Annotated in this window: 13 protein-coding genes; 3 read left to right on the top strand and 10 right to left on the bottom strand. The window is 62.7% G+C overall.

What is annotated here, in order from left to right:
• Window positions 1-115: 115 nt before the first annotated feature.
• Entirely contained in the window at window positions 116-1,864 is a 1,749-nt protein-coding gene (locus VEZ38_RS04415; RefSeq protein ID WP_324892135.1) for a sensor histidine kinase, read from the top strand.
• A gap of 501 nt (window positions 1,865-2,365) precedes the next feature.
• On the opposite strand, the gene VEZ38_RS04410 is transcribed toward VEZ38_RS04415, so the two are convergent.
• The 9 genes from VEZ38_RS04410 to VEZ38_RS04370 all read right to left on the bottom strand — a co-directional run bounded on the left by VEZ38_RS04410 (window position 2,366) and on the right by VEZ38_RS04370 (window position 14,084).
• Entirely contained in the window at window positions 2,366-3,400 is a 1,035-nt protein-coding gene (locus tag VEZ38_RS04410) for a glycoside hydrolase family 88 protein (RefSeq protein ID WP_324892134.1), read from the bottom strand.
• 25 nt (window positions 3,401-3,425) lie between these two features.
• Complete coding sequence (locus VEZ38_RS04405) at window positions 3,426-4,271, bottom strand: carbohydrate ABC transporter permease (RefSeq protein WP_324892133.1); 846 nt, start codon at window positions 4,269-4,271, stop codon at window positions 3,426-3,428.
• Between the two features lies 1 nt (window position 4,272).
• Window positions 4,273-5,169 (bottom strand): sugar ABC transporter permease, encoded by an 897-nt coding sequence (locus VEZ38_RS04400; protein WP_324892132.1) that lies wholly within the window; start codon window positions 5,167-5,169, stop codon window positions 4,273-4,275.
• A 71-nt stretch (window positions 5,170-5,240) separates the two neighbouring features.
• The gene (locus tag VEZ38_RS04395; protein ID WP_324892131.1) at window positions 5,241-6,593 is read right to left on the bottom strand and encodes an ABC transporter substrate-binding protein; all 1,353 of its coding nucleotides are present in this window, start codon (window positions 6,591-6,593) and stop codon (window positions 5,241-5,243) included.
• A 121-nt stretch (window positions 6,594-6,714) separates the two neighbouring features.
• The gene (locus VEZ38_RS04390) at window positions 6,715-8,286 is read right to left on the bottom strand and encodes a response regulator (protein WP_324892130.1); all 1,572 of its coding nucleotides are present in this window, start codon (window positions 8,284-8,286) and stop codon (window positions 6,715-6,717) included.
• On the bottom strand, window positions 8,279-10,063 hold the full coding sequence (locus VEZ38_RS04385; protein ID WP_324892129.1) for a sensor histidine kinase: 1,785 nt from the start codon (window positions 10,061-10,063) through the stop codon (window positions 8,279-8,281). Before VEZ38_RS04385 ends, VEZ38_RS04390 begins: the two co-directional genes overlap by 8 nt.
• 85 nt (window positions 10,064-10,148) lie before the next feature.
• Window positions 10,149-11,261: a GerAB/ArcD/ProY family transporter gene (locus tag VEZ38_RS04380; protein WP_324892128.1), complete on the bottom strand. Its 1,113-nt coding sequence runs from the start codon at window positions 11,259-11,261 to the stop codon at window positions 10,149-10,151.
• Complete coding sequence (locus VEZ38_RS04375; RefSeq protein ID WP_324892127.1) at window positions 11,258-12,448, bottom strand: Ger(x)C family spore germination protein; 1,191 nt, start codon at window positions 12,446-12,448, stop codon at window positions 11,258-11,260. Before VEZ38_RS04375 ends, VEZ38_RS04380 begins: the two co-directional genes overlap by 4 nt.
• Window positions 12,449-12,473: 25 nt before the next feature.
• The gene (locus VEZ38_RS04370) at window positions 12,474-14,084 is read right to left on the bottom strand and encodes a spore germination protein (RefSeq protein ID WP_324892126.1); all 1,611 of its coding nucleotides are present in this window, start codon (window positions 14,082-14,084) and stop codon (window positions 12,474-12,476) included.
• 229 nt (window positions 14,085-14,313) lie between these two features.
• On the opposite strand from VEZ38_RS04370, the gene VEZ38_RS04365 reads away from it, so the two are divergent.
• Window positions 14,314-14,514 (top strand): hypothetical protein, encoded by a 201-nt coding sequence (locus tag VEZ38_RS04365; RefSeq protein WP_324892125.1) that lies wholly within the window; start codon window positions 14,314-14,316, stop codon window positions 14,512-14,514.
• 88 nt (window positions 14,515-14,602) lie between these two features.
• Here VEZ38_RS04365 and VEZ38_RS04360 read toward each other — a convergent pair whose 3' ends face one another.
• Window positions 14,603-15,088: a GNAT family N-acetyltransferase gene (locus tag VEZ38_RS04360; RefSeq protein WP_324892124.1), complete on the bottom strand. Its 486-nt coding sequence runs from the start codon at window positions 15,086-15,088 to the stop codon at window positions 14,603-14,605.
• A 119-nt stretch (window positions 15,089-15,207) separates the two neighbouring features.
• Here VEZ38_RS04360 and VEZ38_RS04355 point away from each other — a divergent pair, with 119 nt between their 5' ends.
• A complete protein-coding gene (locus VEZ38_RS04355; RefSeq protein ID WP_324892123.1) occupies window positions 15,208-16,437 on the top strand; it encodes a hypothetical protein in 1,230 nt (409 codons plus the stop codon).
• Window positions 16,438-16,730: the final 293 nt, after the last annotated feature.

Below are 16,730 nucleotides of genomic sequence, written 5' to 3'. Positions count from 1 at the left end.
GCCCTTTTCCTAGAGAAGTCGAACCAACCCGGTTTGTGTCGAATTTTACTGTAAAAATGTGCTAATTTAGTGTAAGCTATCTCATAGATAGAAAGCTTCCCTTAGGAGGACGGCTATGCTTGCTCGGCATTTCACATTATACTTTCTTCTCTTCGTCATCGCTCTGCTGCTCGCGAACGATTCGGCGAATTATTTCGCGACGAAGCGCGAGCTTCACGCCTCGCTTGAGACGCAAATGCGCGAGATCGCCGCACAAATCAAAATCAGCGTCGACCGCTCCCAACAGGCGTATCACTACGTCGATTCGCTCATGGCCGCGAATTTGCGCACGGCCGCCGTCGCCGCGAAGTATGCGCTGCCGCCTTCCTACCAAGACGTCGACAACGCCGAGCTTCGGGCGCTGGCCGAAGAGCTCGAAATTAGTTACCTGACGCTGTTCGCCGAGCGGCCGGACGACGTCGTCAGCGTTCGCTCCTCCGATCCGCGGGAATTGAACCTCAGCACGAAGACGTGGGAAAACTACTACGATGCGTTCCGGCAATTGTTCGAGAAACGAAACGTGGAAGGGCTTACGTACGGGCAAAGCCTCACGAATTACTGGGCCGGCGAAATCGCGCCCTCCGCCGCCATCCTGGACGATCCAAAAAATAAATTCGGGTATTTCTTCGACGGAAGCACCGACTACCTCATCAACCCGATCATGAGCACCGAATATATCGAGCAGCTGGAGCGATATACCGGCGTCGAAACGATTTTGAAGGACACCGTCGAGCAGCACGAGCAGCTGCTTGAGGTTACGCTTTTCAATCCCCGCACGTTTTCGATCCCCGACGAGGAGCTGGTGAACGTCCGGGACGGGGTGGAAATCGCTCGGTACGACGACCGGAAAATATTGTTCGGCTCGTACGAATACCGCTCCCCGAACGATGCGGCTCATATCTCGGAAGCGTTCGAAAGCGGGGAGACGCTGCAGCGGATCGAACGCATCGACGACCGGCAAGTATACCGCACGTACGTCCCTGTTTACGACGAGCTGTTCGGTCAGCCGTACGTCATCGGCATTACGACCGATTACGCCTTCATTCAGGCGAAGCTTCATACGCAGCTGTTGAATTTGGCGCTCGTCACCGGCGTCGCGCTGCTCGCGAGCGTGGCGCTGCTCGGCCTCTTCTACCGTTACGTGAGGCGCGCTCGCGACGAGGTCGCCCAATCGGTGCAGGACGATTACAACGAAGAGGTGCAATCGCTGTTCGTCGCGGTGCGCGGCGAGCGGCACGACTTTGTCAACCATCTGAACACGCTGAAGGCGATGGCCGACACGAAGCGGTACGAGCAGCTGGAACGGTACGTGAAGGAGCTCGTCGACGAGACGATCGCGATGAACGACATCGTCAGCATCGGCCACCCGGCCGTGGCGGCCATCATCCAATCGAAGGCTGCCGTCGCGCTTCGGCAGCGCATCGAATTCAGCTACCGCTTCGAGGGTATGCCGGGCATCGCCGCCATACAAGGCGTGAAATCGGTGGACCTCGTGAAAATTTTGGCGAATCTGATCGACAATGCGTTCGAGGAGGTTATGGAGCTGGAGCCAGAGGATCGCGTCGTGTCCGTCGAGGGCTGGCTCGAGCCGGAGCGCGCGGAAATCGTGTTTTCGGTGTCCAACGCGCTTCGGAACGACTTGTCGGAGGCGGAGCTGCAGCGCATGTTTCAGCCGACGTACACGACGAAGAAGACGGGCGGCCACTCCGGCCTCGGCTTATCGATCGTGCGCGAGAAGGTGCGACAGTACCGCGGCAGCGTGACGGCGCGCACGCCGGAGCCCCGGCGCATCGAGTTCGTCGTGTCCGTGCCGCTCGGCGCGTAAGGGCGCCGCGGTCGCTCGATAAGCGGAGTTTCTCCGACTATCGCGATCCCCGGACGCCGCGGTCGCCCGATAAGCGGAGAAACTCCGACTATCGCACTCCCCGGGCGCCGCGGACGCCCGATAAGCGGAGAAACTCCGACTATCGCGCTCCCCGGACGCCGCAGACGCTCGATAAGCGGAGAAAATCCGACTAAAGCGCTCCCAGGACGGCGCGGACGCAAGATAAGCGGAGTTTCTCCGACTATCGCGTTCCCCGGTCGCCGCAGACGCCCGATAAGCGGAGAAACTCCGACTAAAGCGCTCCCAGGACGGCGCGGACGCAAGATAAGCGGAGTTTCTCCGACTATCGCGATCCCCGGCCACCGCTGACGCCCGATAAGCGGAGAAACTCCGAGTATCGCGCTCCCCGCTCCCGCCGCACGGCAAAGAGGCCGCCCCCGAGCCATGACCGTTCGTCATGGTCCCGGAGGCGGCCTCTTCGCCGTCCCGCGCGTCCGCCGCTTACCAATCGCTCTGCCGACCGCGGCGGAGCACCATGGCAAGGAACGCCAGCGTCAGCCCTTGCCCCCAGCCTTGGATGCGCTTCGCGGGCACATCCTTGTACCCCTGCGCGTCGTCCATCACCGCCGTGCCCGCGGATACGCCGAGCACCGTGCCGTTATCGGCGATGCGCGACAGCACCCCGTCGAGCGCCCGCTGCGTCTGGCGGTTGTACAGGTTGCCGCGCGAGAGGAGCCCCGCCGCGATGCCGGCCGAGCCGGACGTCTCCGTATACGACGTCGGGTCCGTCAGCACCGTATGCCATAAGCCGTCCGCCGACTGCAGACGCGCCAGCGCGCTCAGCTGGTCCCGCAAGGAGCAGTCGATGATCATATACGACGGATGCTGCACCCGCACGAGCTCCAGCGCCCGCGCCATCGTATACGACGCCCACGAATTGCCGCGCGCCCAGAAGATGCCGGACATATGGTTCTTCGCGACGTTGTCCCAGCCGTGATAATACAGGTTCGTCGTCGCGTCCTGCAGCAGCTCTTCATGGCCGTGGTACTGCCGCAGCCCGTCGGCGAAATAATCGTCGCGGCCGAGCAAGTCGCCCATCCGCAGCAAGAAGTAGCCCGCCATCATCATCGTGTCCACCCACGCCTGCTCGGGAAACACGTCCTTGACCGAGTTCACCGTATGCTGGAAAATGCCGTCCCCGAACCGCGGCGCCTCGTGCGTCAAATATTCCGCCATCGCCGAGGCGATGTCCAAATACTTCTGCTCCTCCGTAAACTGATACAACGAGATCAGCGCATGACCGACCGACACCGCGTTCACCGACAGCTTCGGCAGCCCGTCCTCGAGCTGCTCGTCGACCCACGCGCGCAGCCGCTCCATGTACGACGAGTCGCCCGTCGCTTCGTACGCCTCGCAGACGCCGTGGAACGCGACGCCCGCCGGCCAATCCCAGTTGAAATCCATGCCGAACGTGCGGTCGACGACCCGGTCGACGACCTCACGCAGGCGCGCTTCGTCAAAAACCAACGGCGGCATATCGTTTTCAGCCTCCTCCATAAGATTAACCCTTCAGCCCCGTCGTGCTGATGCCTTCCACGATGTACTTCTGGAACGTGAAAAACACGATCAGCACCGGCGCCAGGCTGACGACCGACATCGCGAACATCGCGCCCCAGTTCGACATCGTCTCCGCGTCGAGGAACAGCTTGAGCGCCATCGACACCGGATACATCGACGGTTTGTTCAAGTACAGCACCGGCCCGAGCAAATCCTCCCACCGCCAGTAGAACGAGAAGATTGCCGCGGTCGCCATCGCGGGCACGATGAGCGGCAGAATGATCCGGAAAAACAAGCCGAACTTGCCGCAGCCGTCGATCGTCGCCGCCTCGTCCAGCTCGTGCGGCACCGTGCGGATGAACTGCACGAGCAGGAAGATGAAGAACGGAATGCCGAAATATTGCGGCACGACGATCGGCTTGAACGAGTTGATCCAGCCGAGCTCCGCGAACACGATATATTGCGGGATGATGACGACCTCGAACGGCAGCATCAGCGTCAGCATCATGAGCGTGAACCAGAGCGACTTGCCGAAGAAATTCGTCCGCGCGAAGCCGAAGGCGATGAGCGCCGAAGAAAACACCGCCCCGATCGTCGACAGCGCGACGATGATCAAGGAGTTCTTAATAAACGTGCCGAACGTGTGCCCGCCGACGCCTTTCCAGCCGATGAAGTAGTTTTCGACCGTGAACGGCTTCGGAACGAGGCTGCCGGCCGTCACGAAGATGTCGGCGCTCAGCTTGAACGAGCTGACCGTCAGCCAGACGACCGGGTACAGCATGAGTACGGCGAAGGCGGAAACGAGGACGTGGAACGTCGTTTTTTTGATCGTTTTCGAGCTGGCAAGCATCCTAGTTTCCTCCCTTCGACTCGTAATGCACCCAGAACTTCGACGACTTGAACAAGAGGAACGTCAGCACGCCGACGACGAGCAGCATCATCCACGCCATCGCGGAGCCGTAGCCCATGTTGAAGAAAACGAACGCTTGGCGAAACAAGTACAGCGAGTACAGCAGCGTGCCGTCAAGCGGGCCGCCCTCGCCTTTCGTGATAATGTACGCCGGGATGAAGCTCATGAACGCCGCGATCGTCTGCATGACCGCGTTGAACAGGATGACCGGGCTCAGCATCGGCAGCGTAATGTGGAAAAATTTGCGCGCGCCCGTCGCGCCGTCGACGCCGGCCGCCTCGTAGTATTCCGTCGGAATGTTCTTCAAGCCCGCGAGGAAGATGAGCATCGAAGAGCCGAACTGCCACACCGATAGGAAAATGAGCATCCACAGCGCCGCCGACGGATTGCCGAACCAGCGGATCGCGTCGAGGCCGACCGCCATGAGCGCCAGGTTGACGATGCCCTCGTCGCCGAACAGGTTGCGCCACATGATCGACACCGCGACGCTGCCGCCGATGATCGACGGCAAGTAAAACATCGTGCGGTACAGCCCGATCGCTCGCGACGCGCGGTTTAGGATCATCGCGATGAACAGCGCGAAGGCGAGCCGCAGCGGCACGCCGGCGAAAACATAGGAGAACGTGACTTCTACGGACTTCCAATATTTCCGGTCTCCCGCGAACATCTCCGTAAAGTTGTCCCAGCCGATCCAGCGCGGCGGATTGAACATATTGTACTCGGTGAACGACAGGTACAAGGAAGCCGCGATCGGGAACAACGTAAAGCCGAGGAAGCCGATAATGAACGGGCTGATAAAGACGTAGCCGGTCAAATGTTGTTTTAACGCTTTCTGCACGGTTCCATCCCTCCGATCCTGAAACTTACGGCAGCCGATCCGAGACCGGCTGCCGCCCGCGCGCCTGCGATTTATTTTTTGTTTTTCGCGAGAATGTCGTTCGCTTCCGCGCGGAATTCCTTCGCCGCGTCCTCCGCCGAAATTTGGCCGAACTTCATCATCTCGTCGTACGTCTTGAACGCCGCCATCACTTCCGCCGCGCCGAGCGGGTCCGGCGGGTCGCCCGCCGAGCTGTTGCTCTCCGCCCAAGCGACGAAGTCGAATACCTTCGCTTGCTCGGGGCTCAGGGACGGCTTCAGCTCTTCCTTCACCACGGACGACACCGGCACGCCGCGGTCGCCGAGAATGAGCTTGTTGGCTTCGACGTCGTTCACGAAGAAGCTGATAAATTTCGCCGCCTCTTCCTTCTGCTTCGAATTTTTCGAAATCGAGAAAAACATGCTCGGCTTCAGGAACAAACCTTTATTCGCTTCCGGACCCGGGAGCGGGTGCATGGCGAGCTCGCGGCCGGCCACCTGCTGGATGCCGATGTATTGATTCGTCCATTGCCATACGCTGACCGCTTGCTTTTTCACCATCAGATCGTCTTCCACGCCTTTGATTTGCGCCGTAACGTCCGGCTTCGGCGTCGCCTTCGCGTCGGACAGCCGCTTCGTCAGCCCGAAATACTCGACGAACAACGCGTCGTCCTCGTAGCCGAGCGACGTGCCGTCGGCGCTGTACAGCGTCTCGCCCTTCGTGCGGAGGAAGTAATTAAAGAACACTTCCGGCTTCAGGCCCGTGTCGAAATACAATCCGGCTTGCGCCGCCTGCAGCGCGAGCTTCTCGTAATCGGCCCACGTCCACCCGTCCGGCAGCTTGTCGAGTCCGGTCGCCTGCTTTAGCAGCCCCGGGTCGTAATGCACCTGCAGCGTGTTGACGCCGAGGTTGAAGCCGAACACCTGGCCGCCGATCGCGCCGCCTTGGATCGCGTTGTCGCTGATGTTCGCCGTATCGATCTGCGCGCCGAGGTACGGCGTCAAATCCTCCAGCTGGCCGTTGCCGCCGTATTGCGTCAAGTACGACAGGTCCATCTGGATAATGTCCGGCAGTTCGTTCGCCGCCGCCTGCGGCGCGAGCTTCTTCCAGTAATCGTCCCAATTCGCGTATTCCGGCTCGATCGTCACATGCGGATTGGCTTTCTCGTACAGCTCGATGACCTTCAGCGTGTAATCGTGGCGCGGCTGGCCGCCCCACCACGCCATGCGCAGCGTGACCGGCTCGACGCTCTTCGCCGCGCCGCCGCTTTCCGTCTTGGGCGCCGCCGCATCGCCGGAAGCGGCCGCGCCGCCGTTCGTCTGCTCCGAGCCCGCGCCGCCGCCGGCGCAGGCGGAAAGCGAGAACGCCGTAACGAGCGCAAGCAACGTAAGGATCGTCTTTTTCATAGGAACCTCCCCGAGAATCTGTATACTTGTAACTGCTTACATTTGCAATTATAGCGGCGCGCCCGATAGCCGATAAGGAACAAAACCGAGCGTCTTGGGTAAAAAACCGAGGCGCCGCAAATTACGGCGCCTTCTTGAACTCCGTCGGCGTGAAGCCGGTATATTTTTTGAACACCTTGGCGAAATATTGCGGGTTGTCGCCGAAGCCGAGCCGCTCCGCGAGCTCGAACACCTTCACGTCGTCCGACGCTTGGATCCACTCGATCGCGCGCTCCATGCGCTTCTTCATCAAGTAGTTGGAAAACTTCTCGCCGGTCTCTTTCTTGAAAAGCTTGCCGACGTAGTCGGGATTCATGAACAGCAGCTCCCCCGCGACGCCGCTCAGCGTCAGCGCCGGATCGCCGAGCCGCGCATCGATAATGTCCAGCAGCTTGCGCACGATGGACGAATGCTTCCGCGTATTCGCCTCGTAATTGCGCTGCGCGATCGCGCGCACCGTCGACTCGGCCGTGTCCTTCAGCGCCTGCAGCGTCATGCCGGCGCCGAGCGCGGCGAGCCGTTCCAGATGCTCGCCGAGGCGGGCGGCGTCCTGCCGGACCGCGGCCAGAAACAGCGTAATCGCGTACGACTTCGCGAGCTCCGCGTCGAGCCGCAGCGCGGTCAGCCGGTCGAAGAAGTCCCCGAGGAACGCCGCCGCGTCCTCGACCCGGCCGGACTTGATAAGCAGCGCCAGCCGTTCCTCGTCCAGCTCGACGATGTCGCCGCGCCGCGGCGTCTCCCGGGCTTCGTCCGCCCCCGCCGCGATGTCCCGCTTCGTGATGAGGCTTCCTTCCCCGAGGTAAAACCGATGATCGAGGCACTCGAGCGTCTCCCGGTACATCGCGCGCGCGTCGGCGAGCGCCCCCGGCTCGCTCAGCGCGATCGTCGCGTCCATCCGGTAGAAACGTCCGAAGATCGACTTGATCGTCTCGATATCGCTCGCAAGCATATCCGTCGCCGTCCCTTCCCGCACGAGCAGCAGCACCCGCTCCCCGATCGTCGTCCCGAGCAGCAGCGTCCCGCGGCCGAGCACGTCTTCGGCGATATTTCTCAGCGCGAACAGATGCTCGAACTCGCACGGTCCCTCGGGCTGGAACAACGCGAGTCGCACCCGCTCCCGCTCGATGCCGTCTTCGAACAAGCCGCGGTACCGGTCCCAGTCGTTCCGGCCGTATGCCTTGTTCATGACGAATTCCTTCAGCAGCTGCTCCTTCGCGTGCGGCAGCATCTTCTTGTATTCCGTCTCCATTCGGGCGACGAACTGCTCTTTGTTCCGCCGCAGCTCCAGCTCGGCGACGACTTCGGCGAGCGCCCGGCCGATCGTCTCTTCTCCGCTCGGCTTCAGCAGGTAATGCTTCACCCCGTACTGCATGGCGCCGCGCGCGTATTCGAATTCCCCGAAGCCGGACAGCACGATGAACGGCAAGTCGAGCTCTTGCTCCCGCGCTTTGGCGATCAGCTCGATGCCGTCGAGCCCGGGCATGCGGATGTCGGTGATGACGATATCCGGGCGATGCTCCAACAGAAATTCCAGCGCTTCGACGCCGTTGCGGGCCGTTCCGGCCAGCGCGCAGCCGTAAGTTTCCCATTTCATGACGCGGGAGATGCCTTCGATGATCATTCGCTCGTCGTCGACCAATAAGACGTTATACATGCCCGTTCTCCTCCTGTCGTTCGCCCGGCAGCGTCACGGTCGCCTTCGTGCCCGCGCCCGGCTCGCTCTCGAGCGCCACGCCGTACTCCTCGCCGAACATGAGCCGAATGCGCTCGTCGATATTGCGCAGCCCGATGCCGGAGCCGCGCGTCGGAAGCGTGCCGTCCCGCCATTGCTCGAGCGCCTGCCGGGTCATGCCGGGGCCGTCGTCCTCGACGGTCAGCACGAGGCGCCCTTCGACAAGCGCCGCGCGAATGCGGATGCGGCACGGCTCGATCATCCGCTCGACCCCGTAATGGATCGCGTTCTCGACGATCGGCTGCAGCGTCATCTTCGGCACGATGCGGTTCTCCAGCTCCGGCGGCACCTCTGCGGCGAAGTCGAGCCGCTCTTCGTACCGCACTCGCTGAATCGCGATGTAATGCCCGACCATCGCCAGCTCCTCCCGCAGCGGAATGAGCGGACGTTTATGGCTGATCGCGCTCCGCAGCAAGAAGCCGAGCGACTCGACCATCGTGGAGATGTCCCGCTGCCCGTTCAGCTTCGCGTTCCAGTTGATCGATTCAAGCGTGTTATACAGAAAATGCGGATTGATTTGCGACTGCAGCGCTTTGAATTCCGACTCCTTGATCGCCAGCTGCTTTTTGAAATTTTCGTTGATCAGCTCGTTGATGCGGTCCAGCATGATCCGGAAGTTGCGATGCATCTGGCCGGTCTCGTCCATCGGATACGACCGTTCGCCTGCTTCTTCCTCGTAGGCGAAGTTACCCTTCTGCACGTTCTTCATCTTGGCGTTCAGGCTCTCGATCGGTCCCGTCACGCCCTTGGCGAAGCGAACGCCGACGGCGACCGCGAGCAGAAACAGCGCAGCGAACAAGACGACGACGAGCTGCTTGACGGCGAGCGTCGTCTGGAACAACCGCTCGTACGGCATTAAGACGACGTACGTCCACGGTACATAGTTGGACTTGGCGTAGGCCATGAAGTACCGCCCGCCGTCCAGCTCCACGATGTCGTACCCGCTCCGCGACGCAAGCGTCGCCGCGCGAAGCGGCGCGTAGCGCCCTTCCTCGAACGCCGCCCCCTGGGGGAGCAGTTCTCCGGCTTCGCCGAAGATGAGAAAGTCCGCTCCCTCCGCGTCCAGCCCCCGGGCGTAATCGGCGATGACGTTTTCGAGGTCGATGCGCACCGCGAGGAGCCCGATGCGGTCGAGCTCCAGATTCCGGTACGAACGTACCTCCCGCGCCGCCGCCAGCGCCCGGTCCTCCATGTCCGGATAAATCCAGCGATTGCCGCCCGACCGCTCGACGGCGAGCGCCTCGATCGCGGCGCGGCGCTTCTCGCTCGTGGCGATCGTCTGATTGCCGGTCCGGTATTCCATGCCGTTGACGTCGTGCAGCTGCATCGACAGCACGTACTTCTCGAAGCCGCCGAGCTCGAGCATCCGGTCTCGCAAATTGCCCGCGATTAAAAATTGATCGTAATTCGTGCTCTCTTCCTTGATTTCCAGCAAGTATTGCTGGATGAACGGATCCGTCGCGAGGCGAAACGAAAGCCGCTCCAGCTTGCGGAGCTCGTTCTCCACCCCGAAGGACGACACGTTCAGCGCCTGGGACGCCTGGGCGTAGATCTCCCGGTCGTACACATCGAAGACGTACCGAAAGACGGCCATCGCGCTGACGGAGACGAGCAGCATGACGCTCGCGATCAGCAGAAACATCTTATATTTAATGCGCAGCGACCCGTAAAGCGCTTTCATTTTTTCGACGGCGTTCATTCGCTCCCCACCTCTGTGATTTCACAGTATAGCGGGTAAGCGCGGTTTCGTAAACTTGCCGACCCGGTCCGGCGGGGAGGGGAAATCAGGAAGGCGGCGGGGCCGCGGCCGCCTTCTCGACCTTCCGTCTCATGGCGAGGCGCAGCGCGAGCAGCGTCGTCGGCAGTCCGAACGCGATCGGCAGCGCAAGATACGGCCATACGTTCAACAGGTCGATCGCGCGCATATGATCCTCCACGCCCCAATATGCGAGCCCGCCCAACGCCAGCCCGACGGGGATGAGCATCGGCCGGTAATCCTTCCATCCGATCGCCTTCGACACCCCGTGGGCCGAAGCGAACAGGCACATCATAATTTGCAGCAGGCTGGAAACCGAGAAGCATGCGACCATGATCATTTCGTACCGCTGGATGAAGTGTCCCATATGCGCGCTTCTCGCCAGCTTCATGCAAGCGACAATGTATTGCTGGGCGACCTCCGAGGACAGCACGACCGTTTCCAAAATCGGCCACAGCAGCACGAGCAGCCCGCCGATCGCGATGCCGGCGATGCCGGATCTGCCTCTGACTTCGGGGTTTCGCACCATCGGCAAAATCATGGCGGTCGCCATCGTCGCGATCGCCCAATCCGCGTCGCTGTGCCGGCTCGCCCATAGGATGCGCGGCAGTCCCGTCTCGGCGACCGGCCTTAGGTTTTCAAGATCGATTTGGTGGAACGAGCCGACGAGGATGAGACCGTTCAACAGCAGGACGAAGAAGACGCCGACATAAGCCATGCGCGCCATGACCTCGAGCCCGTGATACGCGCCGTACCAACCGATCCCGACGGCTGCGATCACGAAGATGTAGAGCGGCATCTCGGGCAAGAAATAGTCCCGCATATGGTAGACGAACGTCACCATGACGGTAAAGAACGCGCCGGCAAAGAAGGCGACCATCAGCAGGCTGATTAAGACGCCGAACCACCGGCCGAGCAGCGAGATGCCGAGCTCGACGAAGTCGTGTTTCGGCGTGCGCCGCAGCACGATGTAACCGAGGTAAATCATCGCCATTCCTTGGAGCGTAGCGAACAGCGTCGCCAGCCACATATCCTGGCCTACCTCCCGAGCGATCATCCCCTGCGTAATGCCGATCGCCTTCGCGTAGACCAAGTTGATCAGCAGCGCGACGTACATGCCGTTCGTGATTTGGATTTTCATGATTCGTCGCCGCCCCTCACTTTCAATACCCCGCCCTTAATGTCCACCTTCGTCTTCACGTCGAATTCGACCTTCGGAAAAATCGCGTCCCATTGCCGCTCGATGCGGTTCCAATAGACGGGGTATTCATTACGGACCCGATCGCCGATTTTTAGAAAGTCGGTTTCGTACTCTTCCTGCGCCAGCCCCACCACTCCCTCGATCGATTCGCGCAGATGCCGCTCCAGCCGGCGTTCGAGCTCCGACTCCATTTCCACGAGCAGCTCTCGGCAGCCCGACTCGACGAGATCGGCCTCTCCCTTCAACTCCGCCTGCAGCGTTATCTCCCCGTCCTTCAGCCGCGGCGTCGCCTTGAAGGTTTGGTGCGTCAGCTCCAGCGTCGCCTTCTGCCGCTCGTCGGACGGACATGGCAGAGCGACGATGGAGGATTCCAGGCCCTGAATGAAATACAGCGCGGCTTTCGCCTCGTTCGGCGACAGCCACCCCTTCATCTTGTCCCGATGAAACACCGCCGCCCCGGACAGCTCGACCTGCTGCAGCTTCGTCCATTGCTCCGGCGCCTTGTTAGAGATGCCTACCTTCCTCAGCGCCAGCCGGGCGAGCATCGGGTGCGTCGTCCGGCTGTACAGCATCTCCTCCACGCGCATCATGCTCGTTTTCGGCGCTTCCCCCACGATTTGGCTGTACCAGAACAGCTTATCGATGGATTCGCCCGGCACGATCTCCAGCCCGGTTCGCGTCGAGACGAGCTCGCCGGCGCGGTCCGGCGTTACCGTGACCCACGTCTCCATGCGCAGCTCGTGATTGCGCGTGAAGAAATCGACAAGATCGTAGATGCCTTGGACTCGCGCGAATTCCTCGTTGATGGCGATCACGAAATTATGCGCCCAATATACGCGTCTGGACGCGACCCGCGCCAAATTGCGGATGGCGACGAAGATCGACTCGCCTTGCGCGGTCACCGTGTAGATCGGCTCCCCGGTGCCGCCGGACGGCGCCCCGGTCTGGCCTCTCGCATCCTCCGCGCGGATAATTTGCGCCGTGATGCGCACGCCTTTGCCGTCGTCGCCGGGGTCGATGCCGACGGCCGTCACGATCGCAAGCTCGCTGATTTCTTGCTTCCCTCCGCAGCCCGAGAGCGTTGCAATCGTCAGCAGCGCGGCGCAAACAATCTTCCATGGTTGCATGGCGACACCTCCGTGGGGACGAAATTCAGCCGGTCGGCGGCTCCGGCCGGGTATCTTCCGCTTGCCGGCGTTCATCCTGGGCGAACGACGGACGCTGCTCGACGGACCACCAGGGCAGCCGCAAAATGATATCCTTCTGATCCTGCGGCCGGAACGGACTCGCCGGCGCTAGGTACGATTCGCCGAACGAGCGAAGCGACAGCGCATGGATGATGAAGGCGAAGAAGACGACGGCAAAGCCGAGCAGCCCGAGCGTTCCTGCCGCGACCAGCAACGGGAAGCGCAGCAGTCGAATCGAGAAAGATGCCGCATAACTCGGGATCGCGAAGGATGCGATGCCCGTCACCGCGACGATAATGACCATGAACGGCGAGACGAGGCCCGCCTGCACCGCCGCCTGGCCGATAATGAGCGAGCCGACGATACTGACCGCCTGGCCGATGGGCTTGGGCATGCGCAGCCCCGCTTCGCGCATCAGCTCGAACGCGATCTCCATGAGCAATGCCTCGAGCAGCACCGGGAACGGCACGACGGCGCGGCCGGAGGCGATCGTCAGCGCGAGCGACGTCGGAATCATCTCGTGGTGGAACGAGACGAGCATGACGTACACCGGCGTCAGCGTCAGGCTGAGCACGAAGCTGATATACCGAATGATTCGAAAGAAGGAGCCCACCCAATATCTCGCATAATAATCGTCCGAGGCTTGCATGTATTGCCAGAAGAACGTCGGCATGATCAGCACGAACGGCGTATTGTCGACGAACACCGCGACGCGCCCTTCTAGAATGGCCGCCGCCACCTTATCCGGCCGCTCGGTGCTTTGGATCGTGACGAAGAGCGTCCGCGGCGCGTCCTCGATCAGCTCTTCGATGTAGCCGCTCTCGAGCACCGCGTCGATGCGGATGCGCTCCAGGCGGCGCTTCACCTCCTCGACGAGGCCTTCCTTCACGACGCCCTTGAGATACGCGATATTGACGTCCGTCTTGCTGCGCGTGCCGATTTGCATGCCGTCGATGCGAAGGTTCGGGTCGCGGATGCGCCGCCGCACGATCGCCGTATTCGTCCGAAGGTTTTCGGTAAAGCCGTCCCTCGGACCCCGCACGACCGGCTCCGTCGCCGGCTCGCTGATGGCCCGCATCTGCCAGCCCCGCGTGCCGACGATGAGGCCGGCAGGCGTCCCGTCGACAAGCAGCAGCGCGTCGCCGCTGAGGATCGCCTCGATGCCGTCCTCCGTCGTCCGCGCCTCGCGCGCCGAGTAGTTGAGCAGCAGCCGCTCCAGAAGCTCCTCCGCGGACAAGGTTTCCCGCTCGCGCAGCAGTTCGTCCGTAAACGAGAGCAGGCTCGTCAGCATCGTCTCGATTTCGTCCGCCCTCGCGAGTCCGTCCGTATAATACACGCAGGCATGGATGCCCTTTTCCTTCTGCACGACGAACGGCCGCTTGATCAGATCGACGCTGCGCTCGAGCAGCCGGTCGACGTTCGCGGCGTTCTCGTCCAGCGCGCCAAGGAAGGGACGCCGCAGCATGGCGCGTTGTTCCTCTTCGGCGCCGGAAGGCTTTGCGAAGGCGCCCCGTTGCCCCGTTGCATCCGGCTGCATCGCGGCATCTCGTTGCTCCGAGACATCCATACGCTTCATGGGGATTCGTCCCTCTCTTCCCAAATTTCCGTTAGTATGCCACGCCGCCCCGAAATCATGAGCATTCGACATAACCGCGCATGGGAAAGCGCGACTCGGGACACGCTGTTACCGAATCCGAAGATCGACAGCCCGAGACGGAATCGATGCGGGGGCGCACTGGAAACGGCGTCGTACGGCGGAATCGCGCATGGCGGCGGAAACGAAACAGGGGAGGCGACGAAAAGAGATGAGCTTTTACGATTCTTGGTTGTACCGCGAGGTGTTGAACACGAAGGGGTTCGCTTGGGCGGTCGTCTGGGGCATGTTCGCGCTGCAGGCGTTGCTGCCCATCGGAATTTGGTTTTTATTCGCGGGGAAAAATCCGCTGAATAAGCTGCGCCGGTTTCGCGCGGGGAAGGATCGCGGGAAGGCCGGAGAACGGCCTTGATGACTCCGTTTTCATATTTGTAATCGCATTCATTTCACCGAACGGAAAACGCCTCCCGGCGCCGCGCCCGAGGGGCGCGACCCGGCTGCTACTCCAGCATCTTATACATTAAGACATCGTCTACATACCGGCCCGCCGCGTAAAACTCCTCCACCAGCCGCCCCTGCTCCCGGAACCCGAGCTTCTCGTAGAAGCGGATCGCCTGTTCGTTCGTGGACATGACCCGCAGGCTCAGCTTTCGCTTGCCCTCGGCCTTCGCCTCCCGGCAAGCGGTTTCCACGAGCAGGCGGCCGACGCCGCGCCCCTGGAAGTCCGGATGCACCGCAATGGCCAGCTCCGCGACGTGCGCGTTGCTCTCCATGCGGGTGGGCGGCCGGTACACGATATATCCCGCCAGCCTGCCGTCGACGTCCGCTACCCACTCGCCCCCGACCGGATGGCGCTCCGCGTATTCCGCCTCCGTGATCTTCGCGACGTGCGGCGAGTTCGTCTCCGTCCACACCGTATTGTTCAGCGCGACGAGCGCCGGCACGTCCGCCGCGACGGAGCGCCTCACTCGAATATTCGACATCATGCCTTGGATCCCGCCTTCGCCTTGGAATGATAACCGGAATAATATACCATACACCGACCGGGAGCGTGTATACTATGTTCAACGACTCATCATTCGGAAAACGGAAAGGAGCCCCCGCCATGCCCCTCGCCCCGACCGCGATCGATTCCTATCGGAGCCTTGCGTCCTGGCAGGCCGCCGGCGTCTCCGACGGCAGCACGCCGATCACCGCTTACCGCCCGCCGGCGCCGCCGGGCTTGTTCGGCTTCGCGTCGCAGGCCGCCGCGCGCCTCGCCGACGTCGTCGGCCGCGCCGAAGCGGCACGCGCCGACGCGCTGCAGGCGAGGAGCGCCGCTTTCGAGCGGAGGACGGCGGCGTCCTCGGCGCCGGCCGCATTGACGGCGGCGGCGACCGACCGGGCCCGGACGGCGGCGTACGATATCGCGATCGAGCGCGTGGCGGCCGCGCAGCGGAACGAGGGCCGGCCGCTCGACTCGACAGGCGCGGGCGGAATCGCGGCGGGGTCGCACCGCTTCGCGATCACGGTCGGCTCGCGCACGACCGAGGCGGAAGTGGACATCGCCGCCTCGGACACGAACGCGACGGCGCTCGCGAAGCTGCGCGACGCGATCCGCGCCTCCGGCGCCGGCGTGCACGCGATCGTCGTTCGGGATGCGTCGGCCGGCACCTCCCGGCTGCGGCTGACGGCCGCCGGAACGGGCTCGGACTTCGCGTTCGAGCTCATGGACGTCTCCGGCAGCGCCGCCGCGGACAGCGGCATCGACGCCGTCGCGAGCGCCGCGGTGAACGCGCGCTACCGCGTGAACGGCGGCGCGCCGCGCGACTCGTCGTCCAACACGATGCTGCTGGATAACGGCAACGTGCTCGCGACGATGCGGGAGGCCGGCGACGAGCCCGTGCGGCTGACCGTCGGCCCGGACACCGGCGCGATCGTGAAGAACGTCAAGAAGCTGGCGGAATCGTACAACGCGCTCCGCTCGAGCGTCGAAGCCGCGGGCGGCGTGCTCGAACCGGGTGCGGCGCTGGCGGCGTCCCGCCTTCCCGCGGACGGCCTGGACGACATCGGCATCGCGCGGCAAGCCGACGGCTCGCTCGCCGTCGACGAGGAGCGTCTCGCCGAAGCGCTCGTTCGCCGTCCGGACGAGGCGAAGCGGCGCATCGCGGGACCCGGCGGCCTCGCCGCGGCGGTGGAGCGCGCCGCAGCCCCGCTCGTGTCCGCGCCGACCGCGGCGCTGCTCCACCCGAGCGCGCTCGCCCGGCAGGCGTCCTTCCCGCTGTATACGGCGCACCGCGGCATCTACCCGGCCTGGGTCGGCATGGTCGGCCTCCAGCTGAACGCGGAATTCTAAGCGTCTGATCCGCACGAAGCCCCCGTTATCGGACACCTGCCGAAACGGGGGCTTCGTCGTACGCGCGCGCCGGGGACGCTCCCGCCCGCCCGGCGGCCCGGGGAACCCAAATAGTCGGAGTTTCTCCGACTATCCGGCCGCCGGCGGCCGGGGGAACCCAAATAGTCGGAGTTTCTCCGACTATCCGGCCGTCAGCGGCCCGGGGAACCCAAATAGTCGGAGTTTCTCCGACTATCCGGCCGCCAGCGGCCCGGGGAACCCAAATAGTCGGAGTTTCTCCGACTATCCGGCCG

The sequence above is a fragment of the Paenibacillus sp. genome (assembly GCF_035645235.1).
Lineage (GTDB): Bacteria > Bacillota > Bacilli > Paenibacillales > YIM-B00363 > Paenibacillus_AE.
This window is presented reverse-complemented; position numbering and strand designations above follow the sequence as displayed.